General features: G+C 61.7%; 14 protein-coding genes. 8 read left to right on the top strand and 6 right to left on the bottom strand.

The annotated features are described in order from the left end of the window. Position 1: 1 nt before the first annotated feature. Entirely contained in the window at positions 2-610 is a 609-nt protein-coding gene (locus KY495_RS10450) for a glutathione S-transferase C-terminal domain-containing protein (RefSeq protein ID WP_219883565.1), read from the bottom strand. Between the two features lie 187 nt (positions 611-797). Here KY495_RS10450 and purB point away from each other — a divergent pair, with 187 nt between their 5' ends. Next, positions 798-2,177 (top strand): adenylosuccinate lyase, encoded by a 1,380-nt coding sequence (gene purB, locus KY495_RS10445; RefSeq protein WP_219883564.1) that lies wholly within the window; start codon positions 798-800, stop codon positions 2,175-2,177. A gap of 81 nt (positions 2,178-2,258) precedes the next feature. On the opposite strand, the gene KY495_RS10440 is transcribed toward purB, so the two are convergent. Continuing rightward, positions 2,259-4,184 carry a TonB-dependent siderophore receptor gene (locus tag KY495_RS10440; protein ID WP_219883563.1) on the bottom strand — a complete coding sequence of 642 codons (1,926 nt, stop codon included), beginning with the start codon at positions 4,182-4,184 and terminating at the stop codon, positions 2,259-2,261. Positions 4,185-4,373: 189 nt separating this feature from the next. On the opposite strand from KY495_RS10440, the gene KY495_RS10435 reads away from it, so the two are divergent. Genes KY495_RS10435 through KY495_RS10425 form a run of 3 tightly spaced genes read left to right on the top strand, consistent with a single transcriptional unit; the run spans position 4,374 to position 6,094 of the window. Next, entirely contained in the window at positions 4,374-4,904 is a 531-nt protein-coding gene (locus KY495_RS10435) for a cytochrome b (protein WP_219883562.1), read from the top strand. A 23-nt stretch (positions 4,905-4,927) separates the two neighbouring features. After that, complete coding sequence (locus KY495_RS10430; RefSeq protein ID WP_219883561.1) at positions 4,928-5,482, top strand: YceI family protein; 555 nt, start codon at positions 4,928-4,930, stop codon at positions 5,480-5,482. 39 nt (positions 5,483-5,521) lie between these two features. Then, the gene (locus tag KY495_RS10425; RefSeq protein WP_219883560.1) at positions 5,522-6,094 is read left to right on the top strand and encodes a YceI family protein; all 573 of its coding nucleotides are present in this window, start codon (positions 5,522-5,524) and stop codon (positions 6,092-6,094) included. Positions 6,095-6,187: 93 nt separating this feature from the next. Here the strand turns inward: KY495_RS10425 and KY495_RS10420 are convergent, their stop codons facing one another. Continuing rightward, positions 6,188-7,510, bottom strand: a complete 1,323-nt coding sequence (locus tag KY495_RS10420; RefSeq protein ID WP_219883559.1) for a hypothetical protein — start codon at positions 7,508-7,510, stop codon at positions 6,188-6,190. A 277-nt stretch (positions 7,511-7,787) separates the two neighbouring features. Here KY495_RS10420 and KY495_RS10415 point away from each other — a divergent pair, with 277 nt between their 5' ends. From KY495_RS10415 to KY495_RS10400, 4 genes are all read left to right on the top strand, one after another. Continuing rightward, positions 7,788-8,057: a GlsB/YeaQ/YmgE family stress response membrane protein gene (locus KY495_RS10415; protein ID WP_219883558.1), complete on the top strand. Its 270-nt coding sequence runs from the start codon at positions 7,788-7,790 to the stop codon at positions 8,055-8,057. Positions 8,058-8,125: 68 nt separating this feature from the next. Next, a complete protein-coding gene (locus tag KY495_RS10410) occupies positions 8,126-9,403 on the top strand; it encodes a phosphatidylserine/phosphatidylglycerophosphate/cardiolipin synthase family protein (RefSeq protein ID WP_374040999.1) in 1,278 nt (425 codons plus the stop codon). Between the two features lie 167 nt (positions 9,404-9,570). After that, positions 9,571-11,730, top strand: a complete 2,160-nt coding sequence (locus KY495_RS10405; RefSeq protein WP_219883557.1) for a S46 family peptidase — start codon at positions 9,571-9,573, stop codon at positions 11,728-11,730. An 820-nt stretch (positions 11,731-12,550) separates the two neighbouring features. Beyond that, positions 12,551-13,282, top strand: coding sequence for a hypothetical protein (locus KY495_RS10400; RefSeq protein WP_219883556.1), 732 nt, complete (start codon positions 12,551-12,553; stop codon positions 13,280-13,282). Between the two features lie 203 nt (positions 13,283-13,485). Here KY495_RS10400 and KY495_RS10395 read toward each other — a convergent pair whose 3' ends face one another. The 3 genes from KY495_RS10395 to KY495_RS10385 form a co-directional block, all read right to left on the bottom strand. After that, positions 13,486-14,928, bottom strand: a complete 1,443-nt coding sequence (locus KY495_RS10395; RefSeq protein WP_229518572.1) for an APC family permease — start codon at positions 14,926-14,928, stop codon at positions 13,486-13,488. 108 nt (positions 14,929-15,036) lie between these two features. After that, entirely contained in the window at positions 15,037-15,954 is a 918-nt protein-coding gene (locus tag KY495_RS10390; protein ID WP_229518571.1) for a DUF2167 domain-containing protein, read from the bottom strand. Positions 15,955-16,134: 180 nt separating this feature from the next. Beyond that, positions 16,135-17,118: a succinylglutamate desuccinylase gene (locus tag KY495_RS10385; RefSeq protein ID WP_219883555.1), complete on the bottom strand. Its 984-nt coding sequence runs from the start codon at positions 17,116-17,118 to the stop codon at positions 16,135-16,137.

The raw sequence follows: 17,118 nt of genomic DNA, 5'->3' as shown, positions 1-17,118 counted from the left end.
ACTACTGCGGCAGCGTGTCTTTGAATGAGGCGCGTTCGGACAGCTTGTCGTGCAGGCGGGCGAGATTGGGATAGTCGTCGCGCCAGGTAATGTCGGGAAAGCGGAAGGCGAGCCAGCCGAGCGCGCAGCCGACGGCAACGTCGGCGAGCGTGTAGTGGTTGCCCTTGCAAAAAGGCGAGTCGCGCAGCTCGGCCGACATCACGGCCAGGCCGGCATGGACCTTGCCCATCTGGCGTTCGATCCAGGCCGCGCTTTGCTGCTCCTGCGGGCGCAGCGTCTTTTCCAGCCGCACCAGCACCGCCGCATCGAGCACGCCGTCGGCCAGCGCTTCCCAGCCCTTGATGGCGGCGCGGTCGCGCGCGTTGGCCGGCAGCAGCTTGCACACGGGCGTGAGGGTATCGAGGTATTCAACGATCACGCGCGAATCGTACATGCTGCTGCCATCTTCCATCAGCAGGCAGGGCACTTTGCCGAGGGGATTGGCGAGGTGGATCTGGGTACCGGCATCCCACACATTTTCCAGTTCGTAACCGTAATCGAGCTTTTTTTCAGCAAGCACCACGCGTACCTTGCGCACGTAGGGACTGGCCAGGGAACCGATGAGTTTCATAGGAACTTTTGTTGGACGTTGGCGGACAAGTATAGCATCGGGTTTTACCCGTCTGGCTCGCATGCGCACACATGCGGTGCGGCCACAACAGCGGCCCCGGCCCGGGCTTGACAAGCGCGCCGGTGGTAAAATGCCGGGCATCCGCACCGCGCGCGCACCGATTTTTTTCTCTTCCAAAGCCCTGTCCATGACCACTACCGCTCCTTACTCCACGCTCTCGGCCCTGTCCCCACTCGATGGCCGCTACGCCGCCAAGACCGACAAACTGCGCCCGATCCTGTCCGAAGCCGGCTTCATGCACCACCGCGTCAAAGTGGAAATTTCTTGGCTGCAAGCACTGTCGGAAGCGGGCTTTGCGGAAATCAAGCCTTTTTCGGCCCAGGCCAATGCCGTGCTCGAACGCATGGCGGCCGATTTTTCAGAGCAGGATGCGGCCCGCATCAAGGAAATCGAAGCGGTCACCAACCACGATGTCAAGGCCGTGGAATACTGGCTCAAGGAGCAGGTCAAGGATGTGCCGGAGCTGCTGGCCGCAACCGAGTTCATTCACTTTGCCTGCACCTCGGAAGACATCAACAACACCTCGCACGGCATGATGCTCAAGGCCGCGCGCGACAGCGTCATGCTGCCGGCCTTGCACAAGGTGATTGACAAGCTGACCCAGCTCGCGCGCGACAATGCCGCCGTGCCCATGCTCTCGCGCACCCACGGTCAGACCGCCAGCCCGACCACGCTGGGCAAGGAAATGGCCAATGTGGTGGCCCGCCTGCAGCGCGCCGCCGAGCGCATCGCCGCCGTGCAGGTATTGGGCAAGATGAATGGCGCCGTGGGCAACTACAATGCCCACCTGTCCGCCTACCCCGGCTTTGACTGGGCCAGCTTCTCGAAAAACGTAATCGAGCAGCGCCTGGGCCTGACTTTCAACCCCTATACCATCCAGATCGAGCCGCACGACTACATGGCCGAACTGTTCGATGCCTTTGCCCGCACCAACACCATCCTGCTCGACCTGAACCGCGACATCTGGGCTTACATCTCGCTCGGTTACTTCAAGCAGACCACCAAGGCCGGCGAAATCGGTTCCTCGACCATGCCGCACAAGGTCAATCCGATCGACTTTGAAAATTCGGAAGGCAACCTGGGCCTGGCCAACGCCGTGCTCAAGCACATGGCCGAAAAGCTGCCCGTGTCGCGCATGCAGCGCGACCTGACCGATTCGACCGTCCTGCGCAATATCGGCGTGGGCCTGGGCTACGCCCTGCTGGCCTACGACAGCTGCCTGCGCGGCCTGAACAAGCTGGAAGTCAATGCCGCCCGCCTGGAGCAGGACCTGGAGGCGAACTGGGAAGTACTGGCCGAGCCGGTCCAGACCGTGATGCGCCGCTATGGCATTGAAAATCCTTACGAGCAGCTCAAGGAACTGACGCGCGGCAAGGGCATCTCCAGGGAGGCGCTGCGCGAATTCGTCAGCAAGCTGGACATCCCGCAGGATGCGAAAGACTTGCTGCTGGCCATGACGCCCGCCAATTACACCGGCATTGCCGCGCAGCTGGCGCGCGCCATCTGATCAGGGCCGGGTAAAAAAAATCCGTGCTGCCTGACCGGCATGCACGGATTTTTTTCGCCTGGGCGACGGTGCCAGCCTGGCTCAGCGTTCCCACACGAGCTTGACGCCCAGCGACGGGGCAATCTCGGTACGGGTGGCCAGCGGGCCGTTTTCGCCGTGGCGGCGGCCCAGGTTGCGGGCAATCAGGGACAGCTCGGCGCCCTTGTTCACGCGCCAGCCAAAGCGCGCGTCCAGCACGGCGTAGCCGGGCACATCGGGATTGCTCAGCGCGCCGACCTTGCGCAGCGCCAGGTCCAGCTGCCTGCTGTCGTCGATATTGTAGCTCGAGCGCAGCTGGGCGGTATGGGAAGGATCCTTGCCTGCGGTACCGGGGCCGGCCAGGTCATTGCTGCCGGGCTTGAGCTGGAAATCCTGGTGCAGGGCCATCAGCCCCGCGGTCAGGCGCCAGGCAGGGCTCGCCTGGTAGCTGCCCCACATCTCCAGGCCGCGCGCACGGCCCTGCATGAGGCTGTCGAAGAGAACAAAGGTGCCGCCAGGATCAATTTCCTGGGTGCGCAAGTGGTCGTAATCATTGAAAAAAGCGGTGACGGCATAGGACAGGCCAGGCATTGGCTGGGCCCGGTAGCCCAGTTCCAGCACGTCGGCCCGTTCGGCGCGCACGCGCGGGCCGCCGCGCAGCAGGAATGGCGCCACGCCGGGAATGAAGGCATCGGCATCGAGCCGCGAGGGAGCGCGGAAGGTGCGCGAGGCGCTGGCCCACAGCGTCTGGGTGGGGCTGGGCGCGTACGCCAGGCGCAGCGTGGGCAAGACTTCGGTGCCCGTGTACTCGTTGCGCTCGACGCGCCCGCCCGCCGTCAGGCGCAGGGAATCGCTGATGGTGACCTCATCCTGGATAAACAGGCTGGTCCATTGCTGGGTGGTCCGGGCCGGCAGGAAGGAGACAAATTCGCTGTTTCTGACATCATCCCAGGTATGGCGGTGGCTCGCGCCCCACACCAGGGCGTGGCGGCCGCGCGCGGCCAGCGTGTGCTGGACTTGCAGGTCGGCGATATCGATCTGTTCGCCAAAAGTGGGCGGTACGGTACGGTCGGTACGGTCAAGGTATCCCTGGACGCTGAATGTGCCGCCATTGTCCATGGCATAGCTCCACTGCCCGGTGAGGTTCACGCCCGAGGTGTCGATGGGGCCCAGCACCAGTTGCGCGCCGGTGACCACGGCCCCGGGCTCGGGCTGCTCGGCCTGGCCCTGGTAGGCATTGGCATGCAGGCTGACACGGTGGCTGCCGCGCCGCCAGTCGCCGCGAAAGCCCACTTGCACCTGGTCGCGCTCGTCATTGACGGCGCCGTGGGCCGTCCGCGTGGCGCGCTGATTGAGCACCTTGCCGTACACGCGCCAGTGTCCGCCCAGTCCGGCGCCGCCCTGGCGGAAGGCGGCATCGACGCCACGCCCGGCTGAGATCACGGCCAGCGAGGCGGCCGTGTCGGCGGCATGGCGGGTCGTGATGTTGATGACGCCGTTGACCGCGTTGACGCCCCACAGTGTGCCGCCGGGGCCGCTGATCACTTCGATCCTTTCCACGTCTTCGAGGATCAGGTCCTGGGCATCCCAGAACACGCCTGAAAACAGGGGCGAATACACCGAACGCCCGTCGATGAGCACTTGCAGCTTGTTCGGTGCGCTGTTATTGCTGCCGTTCAGGCCGCGCGCGCTGATGGCATAGGCGCCATTGCTGACCATTGCCACCTGCAGGTTGGGTGCCAGGCGCAGCACTTCAGGCAGGCTGGTGGCGCCGGACCGGCGGATGGCGTCGGCCGTGATGACATAGATGGAATTGGCCGCGCCCGCCAGCGGCTCAGGCTTCTTGGATACGGACGTGACCTGGATATTGGCCAGCTCTTCAATCGACAGGTCGGCAATGTCGAGCACCTGGGGGTCGGCAAGGGCGCGGCCCGGCAGCGCCAGCAGCAGGGGCAACACAGCGGCGGCACGCAGGAAAGCAGCAGTCATCGGAATTCCTGAATCAAATAAAAGGCACTGGAGGGCCAAACAGCGGCCCAACCGGCGAATTTTACCTTAGCTGTCGTATAACGCCTTTTTCGAACAGCAAGCCGTGCGCGCTCATGCTACCCTCGGGCCCAAGCGCAAATCGATCCTTTTTGTGATATTGTCCTAACACGTACTAATTCAGGGGCCGCCATGCCACGCTATACCCGGATTGCCATGCTGTTCCACTGGCTGGTCGCCCTCATGATCATTGGCGCCTTTACCATGGGCCTGGTCATGACGGAGATGCCCGGCATCACGCCGACCAAGCTCAAGTTCTATTCCTGGCACAAATGGGCCGGGGTCACCATCCTCGCCCTGGCCGCGCTGCGCCTGCTGTGGCGCCTCACGCATCCGGCGCCCCCTTATCCATCGACCATGCCGGGCTGGCAGCAGCGTACTGCCAATGCCCTGCACGCCCTGCTGTATGTGCTGATGTTTGCCGTGCCCTTGTCCGGCTATTTCTACACCCTGGCCGCCGGCTTTCCGGTCGTGTACTTTGGCCTGTTCGAGCTGCCGGTCCTCATTGGCCCCGATCAGGAACTCAAGGCGGTGCTCAGGACGGTGCATTACTGGCTCAACATGACCCTGGCTGCCTGTGTTGCCATTCACGTCGCCGCCGCCCTCAAACACCAGTTCATTGACCGCGACGGCGTACTCAAGCGCATGCTGCCCCTAGCCTAATCCCTTTTTCTACCGGAGAACCTATGAGAATTACTAGTGGCACCTTGCTTGGCGCCCTGCTTGCCGTTGCCGTGGCCGCATCCGCGGCGCCGCTCAGGACCGATCCTGCCAACAGCGCCGTCAATGTGGAATTCAAACAGATGGGCGTGACCGCCAGGGCCGCCTTCAAGAAATTCGCGGCCCGCATCGATTACGACCCGGCCAAACCGGAAGCTTCGCGCGCCAGCATGGAGATCGACACGGCCAGCCTGGACGTGGGGGAAGCGGAATTGACGCGTGAAGTGGCCAAGAAGGAATGGTTCAATTCGGCCCAGTATCCCAAGGCCACCTTCGTGTCTTCCTCGATCAAGCCGGCCGGGCCGGGCAAGCTGAACGTGACGGGCAAGCTGTCCATCAAGGGCAAGACCGGTGACGTCAGCTTTCCCCTGACCGTGAAAAACGAGGCGGGCAAGCAGATTTTTGAAGGCGCATTGCCGATCCGGCGCCTGGCGTACAACATCGGTGAAGGCGAATGGAAAGACACGAGCATGGTGGCAGATGAAGTCACCATCCGCTTCCGCATCGCGGCAACGCAGTAAGCGCAATATCCACTTTATTTTTTCAGACAGAGGAAACTTATGAAATTGAATCACCTGCTCCTGGCATTCCTGGCGTCCGGCATGGCGGCCGGCGCGATCGCGGCACCAGAAACCTATACCATCGAGCCGAACCATACCTACCCGAGCTTTGAAGCGGACCACATGGGAATTTCTGTATGGCGCGGCAAGTTTCGCAAGACCAGCGGCAGCATCGTGCTGGACCGGGCTGCCAAGACGGGCAGCGTGGACATCGTGATCGATGCCAGCTCGATCGACTTTGGCCACGATGCCATGAATGCCCACGCGAAAAAGGAAGATATTTTCAACGTGGCCAAGTTCCCGACGGCGACCTACAAGTCCAATTCCATCACCTTTACCGGCGACACCCCCACGGCCATCAATGGCGAGCTGACCCTGCATGGCGTGACCAAGCCGGTGGCGCTGCAGATCAACAAGTTCAAGTGCATCCAGCACCCGATGTTCAAGAAGGAAGTATGTGGCGCCGACGCCTCGGGCACCTTCAACCGTGCCGATTTCGGCATCACCAAGGGCTTGCCGATGTTTTCGCCCGAAGTGAAGCTGGCCATCCAGGTCGAAGCGGTCAAGAACTAAGCCGCAGCCTGATTGGCGCACCCATGAAAAAACCCCGCTTCCCAATCAAGGGAAGCGGGGTTTTTTACGCGCACTCAGGCTGTTGCTGCCCGATTAGCGGCCATCACGATCGAAGTCGCCCGGCATGGCGCGCTCAACCTTGTCCCAGGCTGCGCGCGAAGCGGACTTGGCTTGCTGCCAGGTCAGACGCGATTTGCCCTTGGTACGCTCCCACTCGCTCGACAGGTCGTTTTCTGCCGAGTCGAAGCTCTGGCCGGCGTAGCGGCCGCGGTTGTTGTAACCGAGCTCGTAGGCAGGACCGTAGTCATCGTAGGTGTAGCCCTGGGTGTAGTAAGGCGCGGTCTGGTACGACGAACGCCAGTAGGCCGACTCTTCTTCTGGATTGACCATCGCGCCTGCCGCATGGCCTGCCATGCCGCCGGCCACGGCGCCAATGCCTGCGCCTACTGCCATGCCGACCGGGCCACCCACGGCGCCGGCAGCAGCACCCATGGCCGCGCCGCCGCCTGCGCCCACACCCTTGGCCAGGTGGTGGTCATGCAGCTCGTCGCCAGCTTGTGGATTGACCACTTCGCCCACGCCCTTGCCGGTCAGGCCGCCGGCGATACCGCCGATGGCAGCACCTGCCGCCATGCCGACCGGGCCGGCCACGGCGCCGGCTGCGGCACCCATGGCAGCGCCGCTGCCTGCGCCAACGCCCTTGGCCATGTGGTGTTCGGTCAGGTCGTCACCGGCCTTGGGGTTGACCACTTCGGCAGCGCCCTTGCCTGCCAGGCCGCCGGCGATACCGCCGATGGCGGCACCGGCCACGGTGCCCACCGGACCTGCGGCCGAACCGATGGCAGCACCGGTCACGGCGCCGCCGGCGGCGCCCACGCCGGTACCGATGATGTGCTCACCTGCATTGTCGGTCCAGCTGCGCTCGATGTGCTGCGCATCTTCATCGCTGCGTGGGTGCACGCCCATCAGGATGCCGCCATTCTTGATGCCTTCTTCGTAGTGCTTGACGCGCTCTTCAGGGATACCGGCACCGATCAGGGCGCCGACCAGGCCGCCTGCCAGACCGCCGGCGCCGGCACCGGCCAGGGCGGCGGCGATTGGGCCGGCAACGACCAGGCCAATGCCTGGCAGTACCAGCGTGGTGCCGACGGCGGCCACGCCTGCCAGCACGGCGCCGATGGTGCCGCCGATACCGGCACCGATGCCGGCGCCTTCGGCAGCTTTGCTGCCCAGTTCAGTTTCGGTGTCGTTGAAGTGCTGCTTGCGCGTTTCGTCGGACATCATCAGGGTGACGTCGTCCTTGCCATAGCCACGATCGGCAACCGAGTTATAAGCACGCTCTGCGCTGGTACGGTCGCGGAACAGGCCAGTAACCATGCGGGAATTTTTTTGCGTCGTGGTGTCGTAGTTGCTCATGTCAGTTCCTTTCGAATTATTTATGTGGGGCTTGCGTACAAACCTGGAATTGTTTGCCAGTGACGAAACGATAAGTCGCCGACCCATCTCCTTCTGTACGCTGCCGCACGAAGTGCTGACCATTCCAAGGAGCAAGAAATAAATATAAAAAGAACAATCCTCGTTACGTTCGTTGCCGCACCGACCGGGGTACTGTGCGACCTTAATCTTTAGACACGGCCCAGCAATCAACACGGTGGCCTGGGAGCTGTTTTCTTAACTAATAGGAGGAATTATCATGAACTTCATCATCTGGATTATTGTCGGTGGTATCTTGGGTTGGCTGGCCAGCATGGTCATGAAGACGGACGCAGAGCAGGGCATGATCCTGAACGTGATCGTCGGTATCGTTGGCGCCTTCCTGGGTGGCTGGCTGTTGTCGCCGCTGTTTGGCACCGGCACCATCAATTCCGATGACTTCAGCGTAACGTCGCTGCTCGTATCGTTCCTCGGCGCTGTGATTCTGCTGGCGATCGTGAACCTGCTGCGTCGCGGAAAAGCACGTTAATAAAAAATGTACCATCCCCACTAAAACCAACGCCTGGCGCGTTGGTTTTTTTTCGCCTGGACCATGCCATGAGAATAAAACCAATTTCCGCAGCGCTCATCGCCTGCGCACTGACCCTGCTCGCAGTGTTTTTGACTTTCAACTTCATGCCTGCCGAGAAGAAAATCGAGCGGCAGCTGCAGCGCCTGTACAGCACGGACGATCCCCAGTTCCGGCGTTCCATGGGGGTGCTGCTTGGCCCGCCTATCCTCGAAGGCAACAAGGTCGACGTCCTCCTCAATGGCGACCAGATCTTTCCCGCCATGCTCAAGGCCATCCGCGAAGCGCAGCACACGATCACCCTGGAAACCTATATCTACTGGTCCGAATCGATCGGCAAGGAATTTTCCGCGGCCCTGAGCGAGCGCGCCCGCGCCGGCGTCAAGGTGCATGTCATGCTCGACTTCATCGGCAGCATGAAGATGGATCTGGCCGCCATTGACGCCATGAAGGCCTCGGGCGTCAAGCTGCAGCGCTTCCACAAGCCGGTGTGGTGGAAACTGACCAAACTGAACAACCGGACCCACCGCAAGGTGCTCGTCATTGACGGCAAGATCGGCTTTACGGGCGGGGTCGGCATTGCCGACCAGTGGCGCGGCACGGCCCAGGACAAGCAGCACTGGCGCGACACGCATTTCCGGGTCGAAGGCCCGGTCGTGGGCCAGATGCAGGCCGTGTTCAACGACAACTGGACCAAGTCCACCGGCACCGTACTGGACGGCCCGGCCTATTTTCCCGCGCTCGCGCCCGTGGGCGGCCACGCCGCCCAGATGTTCAGCAGTTCGCCCAGCGGCGGCAGCGAAAGCATGCTGCTCATGTACCTGATGTCGATCACGGCGGCCCGGGACACCATCCACCTGTCGGCGTCCTACTTCGTGCCTGACGAACTGACCATCAAGGCCCTGGTGGCGGCGGCCAGGCGGGGCGTCAAGGTGCGCATCCTCACGCCCGGCGCAATCATTGATTCCAAGATCGTGCGCGCCGCTTCCCATGAAAGCTGGGGCCCGCTGCTGGCCGCCGGCATTGAGATTGCCGAATACCAGCCCACCATGTACCACGTCAAGGCGCTGGTGGTCGACTCGCTGATGGTGTCGGTCGGCTCCACCAATTTCGACAACCGCTCGTTCAGCCTCAATGACGAAGCAAACCTGAATATCATCGATGCCCAGTTCGCCAAGGAACAAGTGGCGATCTTTAACGACGACTGGAAGCATGGCAAGCTCGTCACCTACGCCCAGTGGCAAAACCGTCCCCTGCTGGACAAACTGCTCAGCAAAATGGCATCGCTGGTGGGCGACCAGCTGTAGGCGCGCGGCCCCGGGCGGCATGCATATACATATCAACAGCGTCAATACTGGCAAGGAGAACGTGTCATTCGGAGCAGAATTAGGTTGACTAAAATATGAGCGCTGCGGATACTCTAGGGCGCCCAAAAGGCGCCCTTCTGTTCCGACGACCAAAAAGAGACAATCGAATGAAAAAAACCCTCATCGCGCTAGCTGTCCTCAGCAGCGCCTCCGCCTATGCCGACGAAGGCATGTGGATGCCGCAACAGCTGCCACAAATAGCCAAGCAACTCAAGGCAGCCGGACTCAAACTCGATCCTGCGACCCTGACCAAACTGACCGAATTCCCGATGAATGCCATCGTGAGCCTGGGCGGCTGCTCGGCCTCGTTTGTCTCTCCGCAGGGTCTGGTCGCCACCAACCACCACTGCGTCTACAACAGCGTGGCCGTGAACTCGACCCCTGAGCGCAACCTGCTGGCCGACGGCTTTTTGGCCAAGACCTTTGCCGAAGAATTGCCGGCCGCTCCTGGCAGCCGCGTCTACGTGACCAAGGCCGTGACCAACGTCAGCGACAAGATCATCACCCCCGAGATCGCCAAGCTGTCCGGCAAGGCCCGTGTCGATGCCATGGAAAAAGCCATGAAGACCATGGTGGCCGAGTGCGAGCAGGATGCCGGCCACCGCTGCAACGTGGCCAGCTATTACGGCGGCCTCGAGTTCTACCTGATCAAGCAGCTGGAAATCCGCGACGTGCGCCTGGTGCACGTACCACCTGAAGGCGTGGGCAAGTTCGGCGGCGACACCGACAACTGGATGTGGCCGCGCCACACGGGCGACTACGGTTTCTACCGCGCCTACGTCAGCCCGGACGGCAAGGCTGCCGACTATTCCAAGGACAACGTGCCTTACCAGCCTGCGACCCACCTGAAAATGGCCAAGGAAGGCGTGAAGGAAGGCGACTTCATCATGGCGCTGGGCTACCCCGGCCGCACCAACCGCCACCGCCTGCCGTCGGAAGTGGCATTCACGTTTGACTGGAGCTATCCGGCCTTCGTCAAGCAGTCGGCTGAAACGCTGGCCATCATCGAGCGCGAGACCAAGAACAATCCGGACGCCAAGCTCAAGTACGCAGGCCAGGTTGCCGGCGTCAACAACTACTACAAGAACCGCAAGGGCATGCTGACCAGCTACGAAGGCAGCGACATCCTTGAGCGCAAGACCCGCGAGCACAGCGAACTGAAGGCATGGGTTCACAGCAACGCCGCGCGCAAGGCCCAGTTTGGCGGCGACATTGAACTGGTCGAAGCCTTGATTGCCCAGCGCGATGCGGAAACCAAGCGCGACTTCTACCTTGGCTACGCCACGCCACGCCTGCTCAACACGGCGCGCCAGCTGTATCGCCTGGCCAACGAGAGCGCCAAGCCAAACGCCGAGCGCAAGGCTGGCTACCAGGAACGCGACCTGCCGCGCTTCAAGGCTGGCGTGGCCGGCATTGACCGCACCTACGACCAGCAGGTCGACAAGGCCCTGGTCATGAACAGCCTGGTCAAGTATGCAGCCCAGCCAAAAGCCCAGCGCAATGCCAACTTCGACGCCGCCATGGGCATCGTTGACGGCATGAGCGCCGAGCAGCTCAAGGCCCGCCTGGACGCCATGTACGCCGGCTCCCAGCTGAACGACGCCAAGTTCCGTGCCGAATGGCTGGGCAAGTCGCCAGCCGACTTCAAGGCCAGCAACGACAGCTTCATCAAGGCCGCCGTGGCCATGTACGAGCAGGGCTTGAAAGCGGAAGCGGAAGACGAAGAACTGCAGGGCAAGATCCAGCAAGCCTACGCCAACTACATGAAGGCCAAGATCGCCTACATGACCAGCAAGGGCCGCGCCGTCTACCCTGACGCCAACGGCACCCTGCGCGTCACCTACGGCAACATCAAGGGCCGTCCGTACGGCGCCGACGGCACTGGCTCGTGGACCGCATTTACCACCGTCAAGGGCGTGGTTGCTAAGGCCACCGGCGAAGGCGAGTTCAATGCACCGGCTGCCCAACTAGCTGCGATCAAGGCCAAGGACTTCGGCAAGTATGTCGATCCCAAGCTCAAGACCGTGCCTGTGAACTACCTGGCCACGCTGGACATCACGGGCGGCAATTCGGGTTCGGCAGCGCTGAACGCCAAGGGCGAATTCATCGGCCTGGCATTCGACGGCACGCTCGACTCGATCATTTCCGACTGGGACTACAACCAGGACAACACGCGCGACATCCAGGTCGACGTGCGCTACATGCTGTGGAACATGAAGCATGTGGACAAGGCTGACAATCTGCTGAAAGAAATGAACGTCCAGTAATCCTGCAACGTTTATTAAAAGCCACGCCGCCGCCAGGCCGCGTGGCTTTTTTACGCTCGCTCTGCGCCTGGTGCCGAAGCGACGCATTAGGAAGCATCCCGCCTGCGCGCCACCGGCAAGCCTACCTTTATTCTCCTCGCCTACCCCTATACTGTGTTGGCACTGCGCCGCTCCGCCAAGCTACGGTAATTGCGTACAACTACAAGGAGAACCATCAGACCGACGTCACTGCCGCACTCATGGCAATCACGCCGGGAGCCGGCTTGCGGCACCAGCCCAGTGCCAGCCATCGGATGGCACCGCCGCCACGTATCCGTCGCCAGGCAGACGTTTGGCCGCCTTCCCACCGCAAGCTGGTCCACCACCATCCGGCCCCCAACATTACCTTGCCTAAAAAATGCTTTTTCCCCACGGAAAACAAGTGAAAAATGAAATAATTTCCGCTATATAACATTGACTAGTAAGTTTTGGTCAACATACAATTCTTTGCCGAAGCACCTTGATTTGCCCGAATCTAAACCTGTAAAAGCCCGAGATTACCGTGGCGCGTCACAGCCAGGTGGTGCAGCGAATTACGATGTTCCAGAAAAAGGAACCCTGAACCAGCCCACTCGTTTCCTGGACAGGACCATTAATGTTCAAAAATGTACAAAACGACGTTTTTTAGTAGTCCATTTTTTGAGCTCCTGCAATTTATCCGGAAGCCGCCTCGCAGCGTCACTTGCATGCTGTCCCAGCCCGGCGTCACCCGCGGTCTGCTGACGGATCTTTCGCGCAAGGCAGTGGCACGCCATCACCTGGCGTTTGAGGAGAGTGGCGTATGAAGAGGGGATGGGATGGCGCGATTCTGGCTGGTTTTTTCCTGTGCTTTGCCGACGTGAACGCAATGGATTCAGCCTTGCAAGCGCCGCACGACCCAGGCGCGGCGCAGGAAGTCAATATTGTCGCGTTCAAAAATCCGGAACGGCTTTCCTACCAGGCGTATGCGCGTGGCATGGACGCCGCGGAACGCTTGCGGGCTCTGGCGCCGCAAGCGGAGATTGGCCTTCGCCTGATTTCGCTGAGCGGGAAAGCTCTGTCGCTGGAGCTGGTCGACGATGCGGGCAAGCAGGCCATCGAGCTAGACACGAATGGCCGCTTCACCCTGCACCAGCAGCGCGAACCTGGCAAGGAAGCATATCTTGTGGCATCCGCAAGCGCCGGCAAGGCAAGGTTTGAACCCGTGGTGCAGACACCCGGGCTGGCGCCGTCGGTACGCCGATTGGGTGACCTTCGGCTCGAGTGTGAGATGCAGTGGGCAATGATCAAAGATGAGCTGCCCTTGGTCATGCGGGCCACCTTCAAGCTGGCGGGCGGTATCTGCCACTCGAAAAAAATACCAATGCAATTTACTGCCGGGGCCAAACTGAACTCAGCAGTGTTGGTCGAGGGCGCGCGCACATTGAATCTCACCCTGACGCCCAAGTCATCGGCCTTTTATGCACCTGTGCATGACCGGGGTTGGGGCAATGATGCTCATGTTGTTCTCGAATTCGCGCCGGCCGAACCTTGACACCGCGTGACGAGCGGCGACCTATTCAGTGAGCGGGTCGCGTTCAGATGGCAGGCCCTAGTCGCTCATGCGCCCGCCCACGGCGCAGTCGCCTTTTGCTTTGACCCATGATGCAGTCCTTGGAGCGGCCCAAGCCGCGCCGCAGCAGCCACACGTCGGTGGACCAGAGGGCAGCCGGGTGAGCCCGTGCTCGCCCTGCCCCCTCAGCCCTGATTGAGCTTCGAATGTCGAATGCTGTAGAGGAAATAGGTCGCCAGCGCCAGCACCATCACCACCGCAAACGCCTGGTAGGTTTCGCTCGACAGGCCGTACATGATCCACAGGCATGCGGCAACCGACAGGCCGGGAACCAGGTATGGGCCGAATGGCACCTTGAAGCCGCGGGTCAGCGCTTCGCCCTGGCGCGCACGCAGGACCGGCACGGCGATCGAGACCACGATGAATGCCGTCAGCGTGCCCATGCTGACCATATTCCACAGGAAGGTGGAGTCCACCAGGCCCGCCACCAGGGCCACCACAATGCTGACGATCACCGTATTGATGACCGGGGCCTGGGTGCGTGCATGGACCCGGGAAAACGCCGGCGAAATCAGGCCATCGCGGCTGATTGCGTACAGGATGCGGGTCTGGCCATAAATCGTCACCAGGGTCACGCTGAAGACCGAGATCACCGCGCCGGCCGACAGGACCACGGCTGGCCACGCGCTGCCGGTAACGTTTTGCAGAATGACTGACAGGCCGGCCTTCTGATCGGCAAACATCTCGGCCGGCTGCGCGCCCACCGCAGCCACCGCCACCAGCATGTAAAACAGGGTGACAATGCCGAGCGCCGCCAGGATACCGATCGGTACGTTGCGGGTCGGATTGCGTGCTTCTTCGCCTGCCGTCGCCACCGTGTCGAGGCCAATGAACGAGAAGAAGACCAGGCCTGCGCCCGCCGTCACACCGGCCAGGGCCGCATTGCCTTCGCCGGAGGGGAAAAACGGGGTCAGGTTGTCGGCATTGAAACCGGTCAGCGCAATGACGACAAAAAACAGCAGGATCGCCAGCTTGACCAGCACCATCAGTGCGTTGGCCATGGCCGACTCCTTGGTACCGCGAATCAGGAGGATGCCGCACATGATCACCAGCAGGATCGGAGGCAGGTTGAACTGGCCGGGATGGAACTCTACCCCGTGGTCGGCATCGGCGACGAACATGGCGGTACGCAAATGCTCCGGTATCTGGATGTCAAACGCCATTTGCAGGAAATTGTTCAGGTACTCAGACCAGCCAATGGCGGTGGCGCTGGCTGCCAGGCCGTATTCCAGCAGCAGGCAGGCGGCAATGATGAAAGCGGCAAATTCGCCCAGCGTGGCGTAGGCAAAGGAATACGAGGAACCGGACGCGGGGATGCGGAACGACAGTTCCGCGTAGCACAGGGCAGTCAGGCCGGCGGTGAGCGCGGCAAGCAAGAACGAGAGGATGACGGCGGGACCGGCCTTGGGCACCGCTTCCACCATGGTAAAGAAGATGCCGGTGCCGATGGTGGCGCCGACGCCGATCATGGTCAGCGGGAACAAGCCCATGGTGCGGGCAAGGCCGCCTTCCTGTTGCTTGCTCGCCGTCTTGGTACGAAACAGCTTGTGGCCCAATGTCTGATTCACGGATGTTGTCCCTTATTGTCGTGCTTGGTGAATGGCAGCAGCGATTATAGGGGCTAATGCCATTTACCAATACACATCTTTCAGGACACAAGCCGTGCGCGACGCCGCTTACTTCTCCAAGTTGACTTTCGCTTCACGCCGGCCGGCGAATACCCGGTACAGCCACATGCCGGCAAAGCCGATGCCGATGATGATGAACTTCTTGAACGCCAGCACCAGCGCGAACAGTTTGCCGAACAGGCCCAGCTTGGTAGCCACGCCGCCCGCCACCAGCGCAGCCAGTCCATACTCGGCAGTCTTGTCGGTGGCGGCGTTGTAGTCGGCGTAGCGGTTGCCTGCCGTGAAGTCGGTGGCAGCCGTCACGTGCTTCATTTCCTTGCGGATCACGTCGATCTGCGCCATGTTCGCCACGGCGTTCAGGACCAGCACGCCTTCGCGGCCCAGTACGCGGATGTTGTAGTTCAGGCCGGACGCGGTATCGCCCTCGGTGCGCAGTTCCTTGGCCCAGTACATCTTGTGGCTGGCCTTGTCATAGCTAGGCTTCTCGGCCCAGCCCACCAGCGTCATGGCACCGTAGCCCTGGGCTTTGCGCTCCTTGTTGGCCTCTTCCATGCCCGACTTCATCTCGGTCAGCAACTCGTCGTAATTGATGTCGTCGGCGTCGTCATCCTTGACGTGGCCATCCTTTTCGTACGTCACCACCACGCCCCAGCCGGCAGCGCTTAGCAGGCTGGTGTCGGCAGGCACGATCATGCCCAGCGTCTCGTTGCCCGGCGGGTTGCCCCACCCCTCCACCAGCACGCGCTCGGAATCGGCAGGGTTGAGATAGCGGAAATTGGCAGGCAAATTGAGCGTGGCCAGCGAACCCGGCAGGGTGATCTTGCCGGTCTGGTAGTTGAGCGATGCTTCGAACTGCTCGGGCGTGATTTTCTGGGCTCCCTGTTCCTGCGCCTGGGCAGAGCAGATGCAGGAAAGTGCCAGCACGGTGGCCATCAGGGAGCGGCCAAAACCAAAAGTATTGAACATGATTGACTCAGAATGAAAGGGAAAATCATTCTAACGAGAATCGTTGCACAGAAGTTAATTCCTGCGCGAAATGTTCAATAAAAACATGGCAATGCTTGAGGATGTTGCTTCTTTACCACGCACAACAGGCCGCCCCCCTGTCCTGGCGCTCTTCCAGACAGGGCGCTGCGGCCGCCGAGGCTAGACGCGAACGACCATGAGGCCTGCGCGCAGGCCGACCCGGACGTCCGGATTGGGAAATACCACCAGTTCTTCCGGGTGCTGCACGGTGTAGACCGTGTCGCCGTCGGTGGCGATGGTCTGGCCCTGCTGCATGGCAGTAAAGTTTTGCGTACTACGGTCAAACGCCATTGTGAATGCATCGGACAGCTTCATGATCTGCTGCGCCACCTTGAACACGTGCGGCGCGGCCTTGGCCACGCCCGGCGCGGCGCCGCGCAGCAGGTCCGACAATGCTGTACTCACCTCGGCAAACAGCGACAGGTCATTCTGCCCCAGCGTGCCCACCCGGCCCAGCTCCACCGTACTGCCGGCGGCGCCATGGTGTTCGGCCGAATAGTAGCTGTAGGTACCGGCCGACTGCGGGTTCATGATGATGGCGCCAATGGCGGCCTGTCCAAGCCAGTTGATCAAGGCTTGCTTGCCCTCTTCTGCAATCAGGTCCGGCACGATGGCAAAAGTCGGATACACCGAAGGCCGGATGGCCGTATGCAGGTCCAGGTGCCAGCGCACCGGTCCCGCATCGGCAAAAAAGTCTGCCGTGGCCGCGATCATCTCGTCTGCCCGCGCCGATTCGGCCGCTTGCGCGAGCGATCCGCGCTCCGGACGGAACATGCGGTTCAAGTCAGCATCAATGAACCGCTTGCCTGCTGCGATGGCATCCACATTGCCCACGCAGACCATCAGGTCCACCTTGAGCGCATGGGGCTCCTGCGACAGCGCGTCGAGCACATGGGCCACCACTTCGATCGGCCCCGTCTCGTCGCCATGCACACCGACCGACAACAGGACGCTGGCGCGCGGTGGCATCTCGCTGGCCTTGACCGTCATGATGCCCTTGTCGGGCGTGGTCACGGTAAAGCCGGCGGCGGCGAAACGCCGGGCCAGCGGACCGAAGTCCGCTTCGGCCAGCGCCCGCACCGCTTCTGGTACTGGTGCGGTCAT

The organism is Massilia sp. PAMC28688, assembly GCF_019443445.1.
Lineage (GTDB): Bacteria > Pseudomonadota > Gammaproteobacteria > Burkholderiales > Burkholderiaceae_D > Telluria_A.
Note: the sequence above shows the minus strand (reverse complement) of the source record. Positions and strands in the feature narration are given on the sequence as shown.

Coding starts and splice junctions, on each gene's coding strand:
- purB (WP_219883564.1), top strand. CDS start 798: ATGACCACTACCGCTCCTTACTCCACGCTCTCGGCCCTGTCCCCACTC.
- KY495_RS10420 (WP_219883559.1), bottom strand. CDS start 7,510: ATGAGCAACTACGACACCACGACGCAAAAAAATTCCCGCATGGTTACT.
- KY495_RS10410 (WP_374040999.1), top strand. CDS start 8,126: ATGAGAATAAAACCAATTTCCGCAGCGCTCATCGCCTGCGCACTGACC.
- KY495_RS10400 (WP_219883556.1), top strand. CDS start 12,551: ATGAAGAGGGGATGGGATGGCGCGATTCTGGCTGGTTTTTTCCTGTGC.
- KY495_RS10425 (WP_219883560.1), top strand. CDS start 5,522: ATGAAATTGAATCACCTGCTCCTGGCATTCCTGGCGTCCGGCATGGCG.
- KY495_RS10385 (WP_219883555.1), bottom strand. CDS start 17,118: ATGACCGCACCAGTACCAGAAGCGGTGCGGGCGCTGGCCGAAGCGGAC.
- KY495_RS10415 (WP_219883558.1), top strand. CDS start 7,788: ATGAACTTCATCATCTGGATTATTGTCGGTGGTATCTTGGGTTGGCTG.
- KY495_RS10440 (WP_219883563.1), bottom strand. CDS start 4,184: ATGACTGCTGCTTTCCTGCGTGCCGCCGCTGTGTTGCCCCTGCTGCTG.
- KY495_RS10390 (WP_229518571.1), bottom strand. CDS start 15,954: ATGTTCAATACTTTTGGTTTTGGCCGCTCCCTGATGGCCACCGTGCTG.
- KY495_RS10430 (WP_219883561.1), top strand. CDS start 4,928: ATGAGAATTACTAGTGGCACCTTGCTTGGCGCCCTGCTTGCCGTTGCC.
- KY495_RS10450 (WP_219883565.1), bottom strand. CDS start 610: ATGAAACTCATCGGTTCCCTGGCCAGTCCCTACGTGCGCAAGGTACGC.
- KY495_RS10405 (WP_219883557.1), top strand. CDS start 9,571: ATGAAAAAAACCCTCATCGCGCTAGCTGTCCTCAGCAGCGCCTCCGCC.
- KY495_RS10435 (WP_219883562.1), top strand. CDS start 4,374: ATGCCACGCTATACCCGGATTGCCATGCTGTTCCACTGGCTGGTCGCC.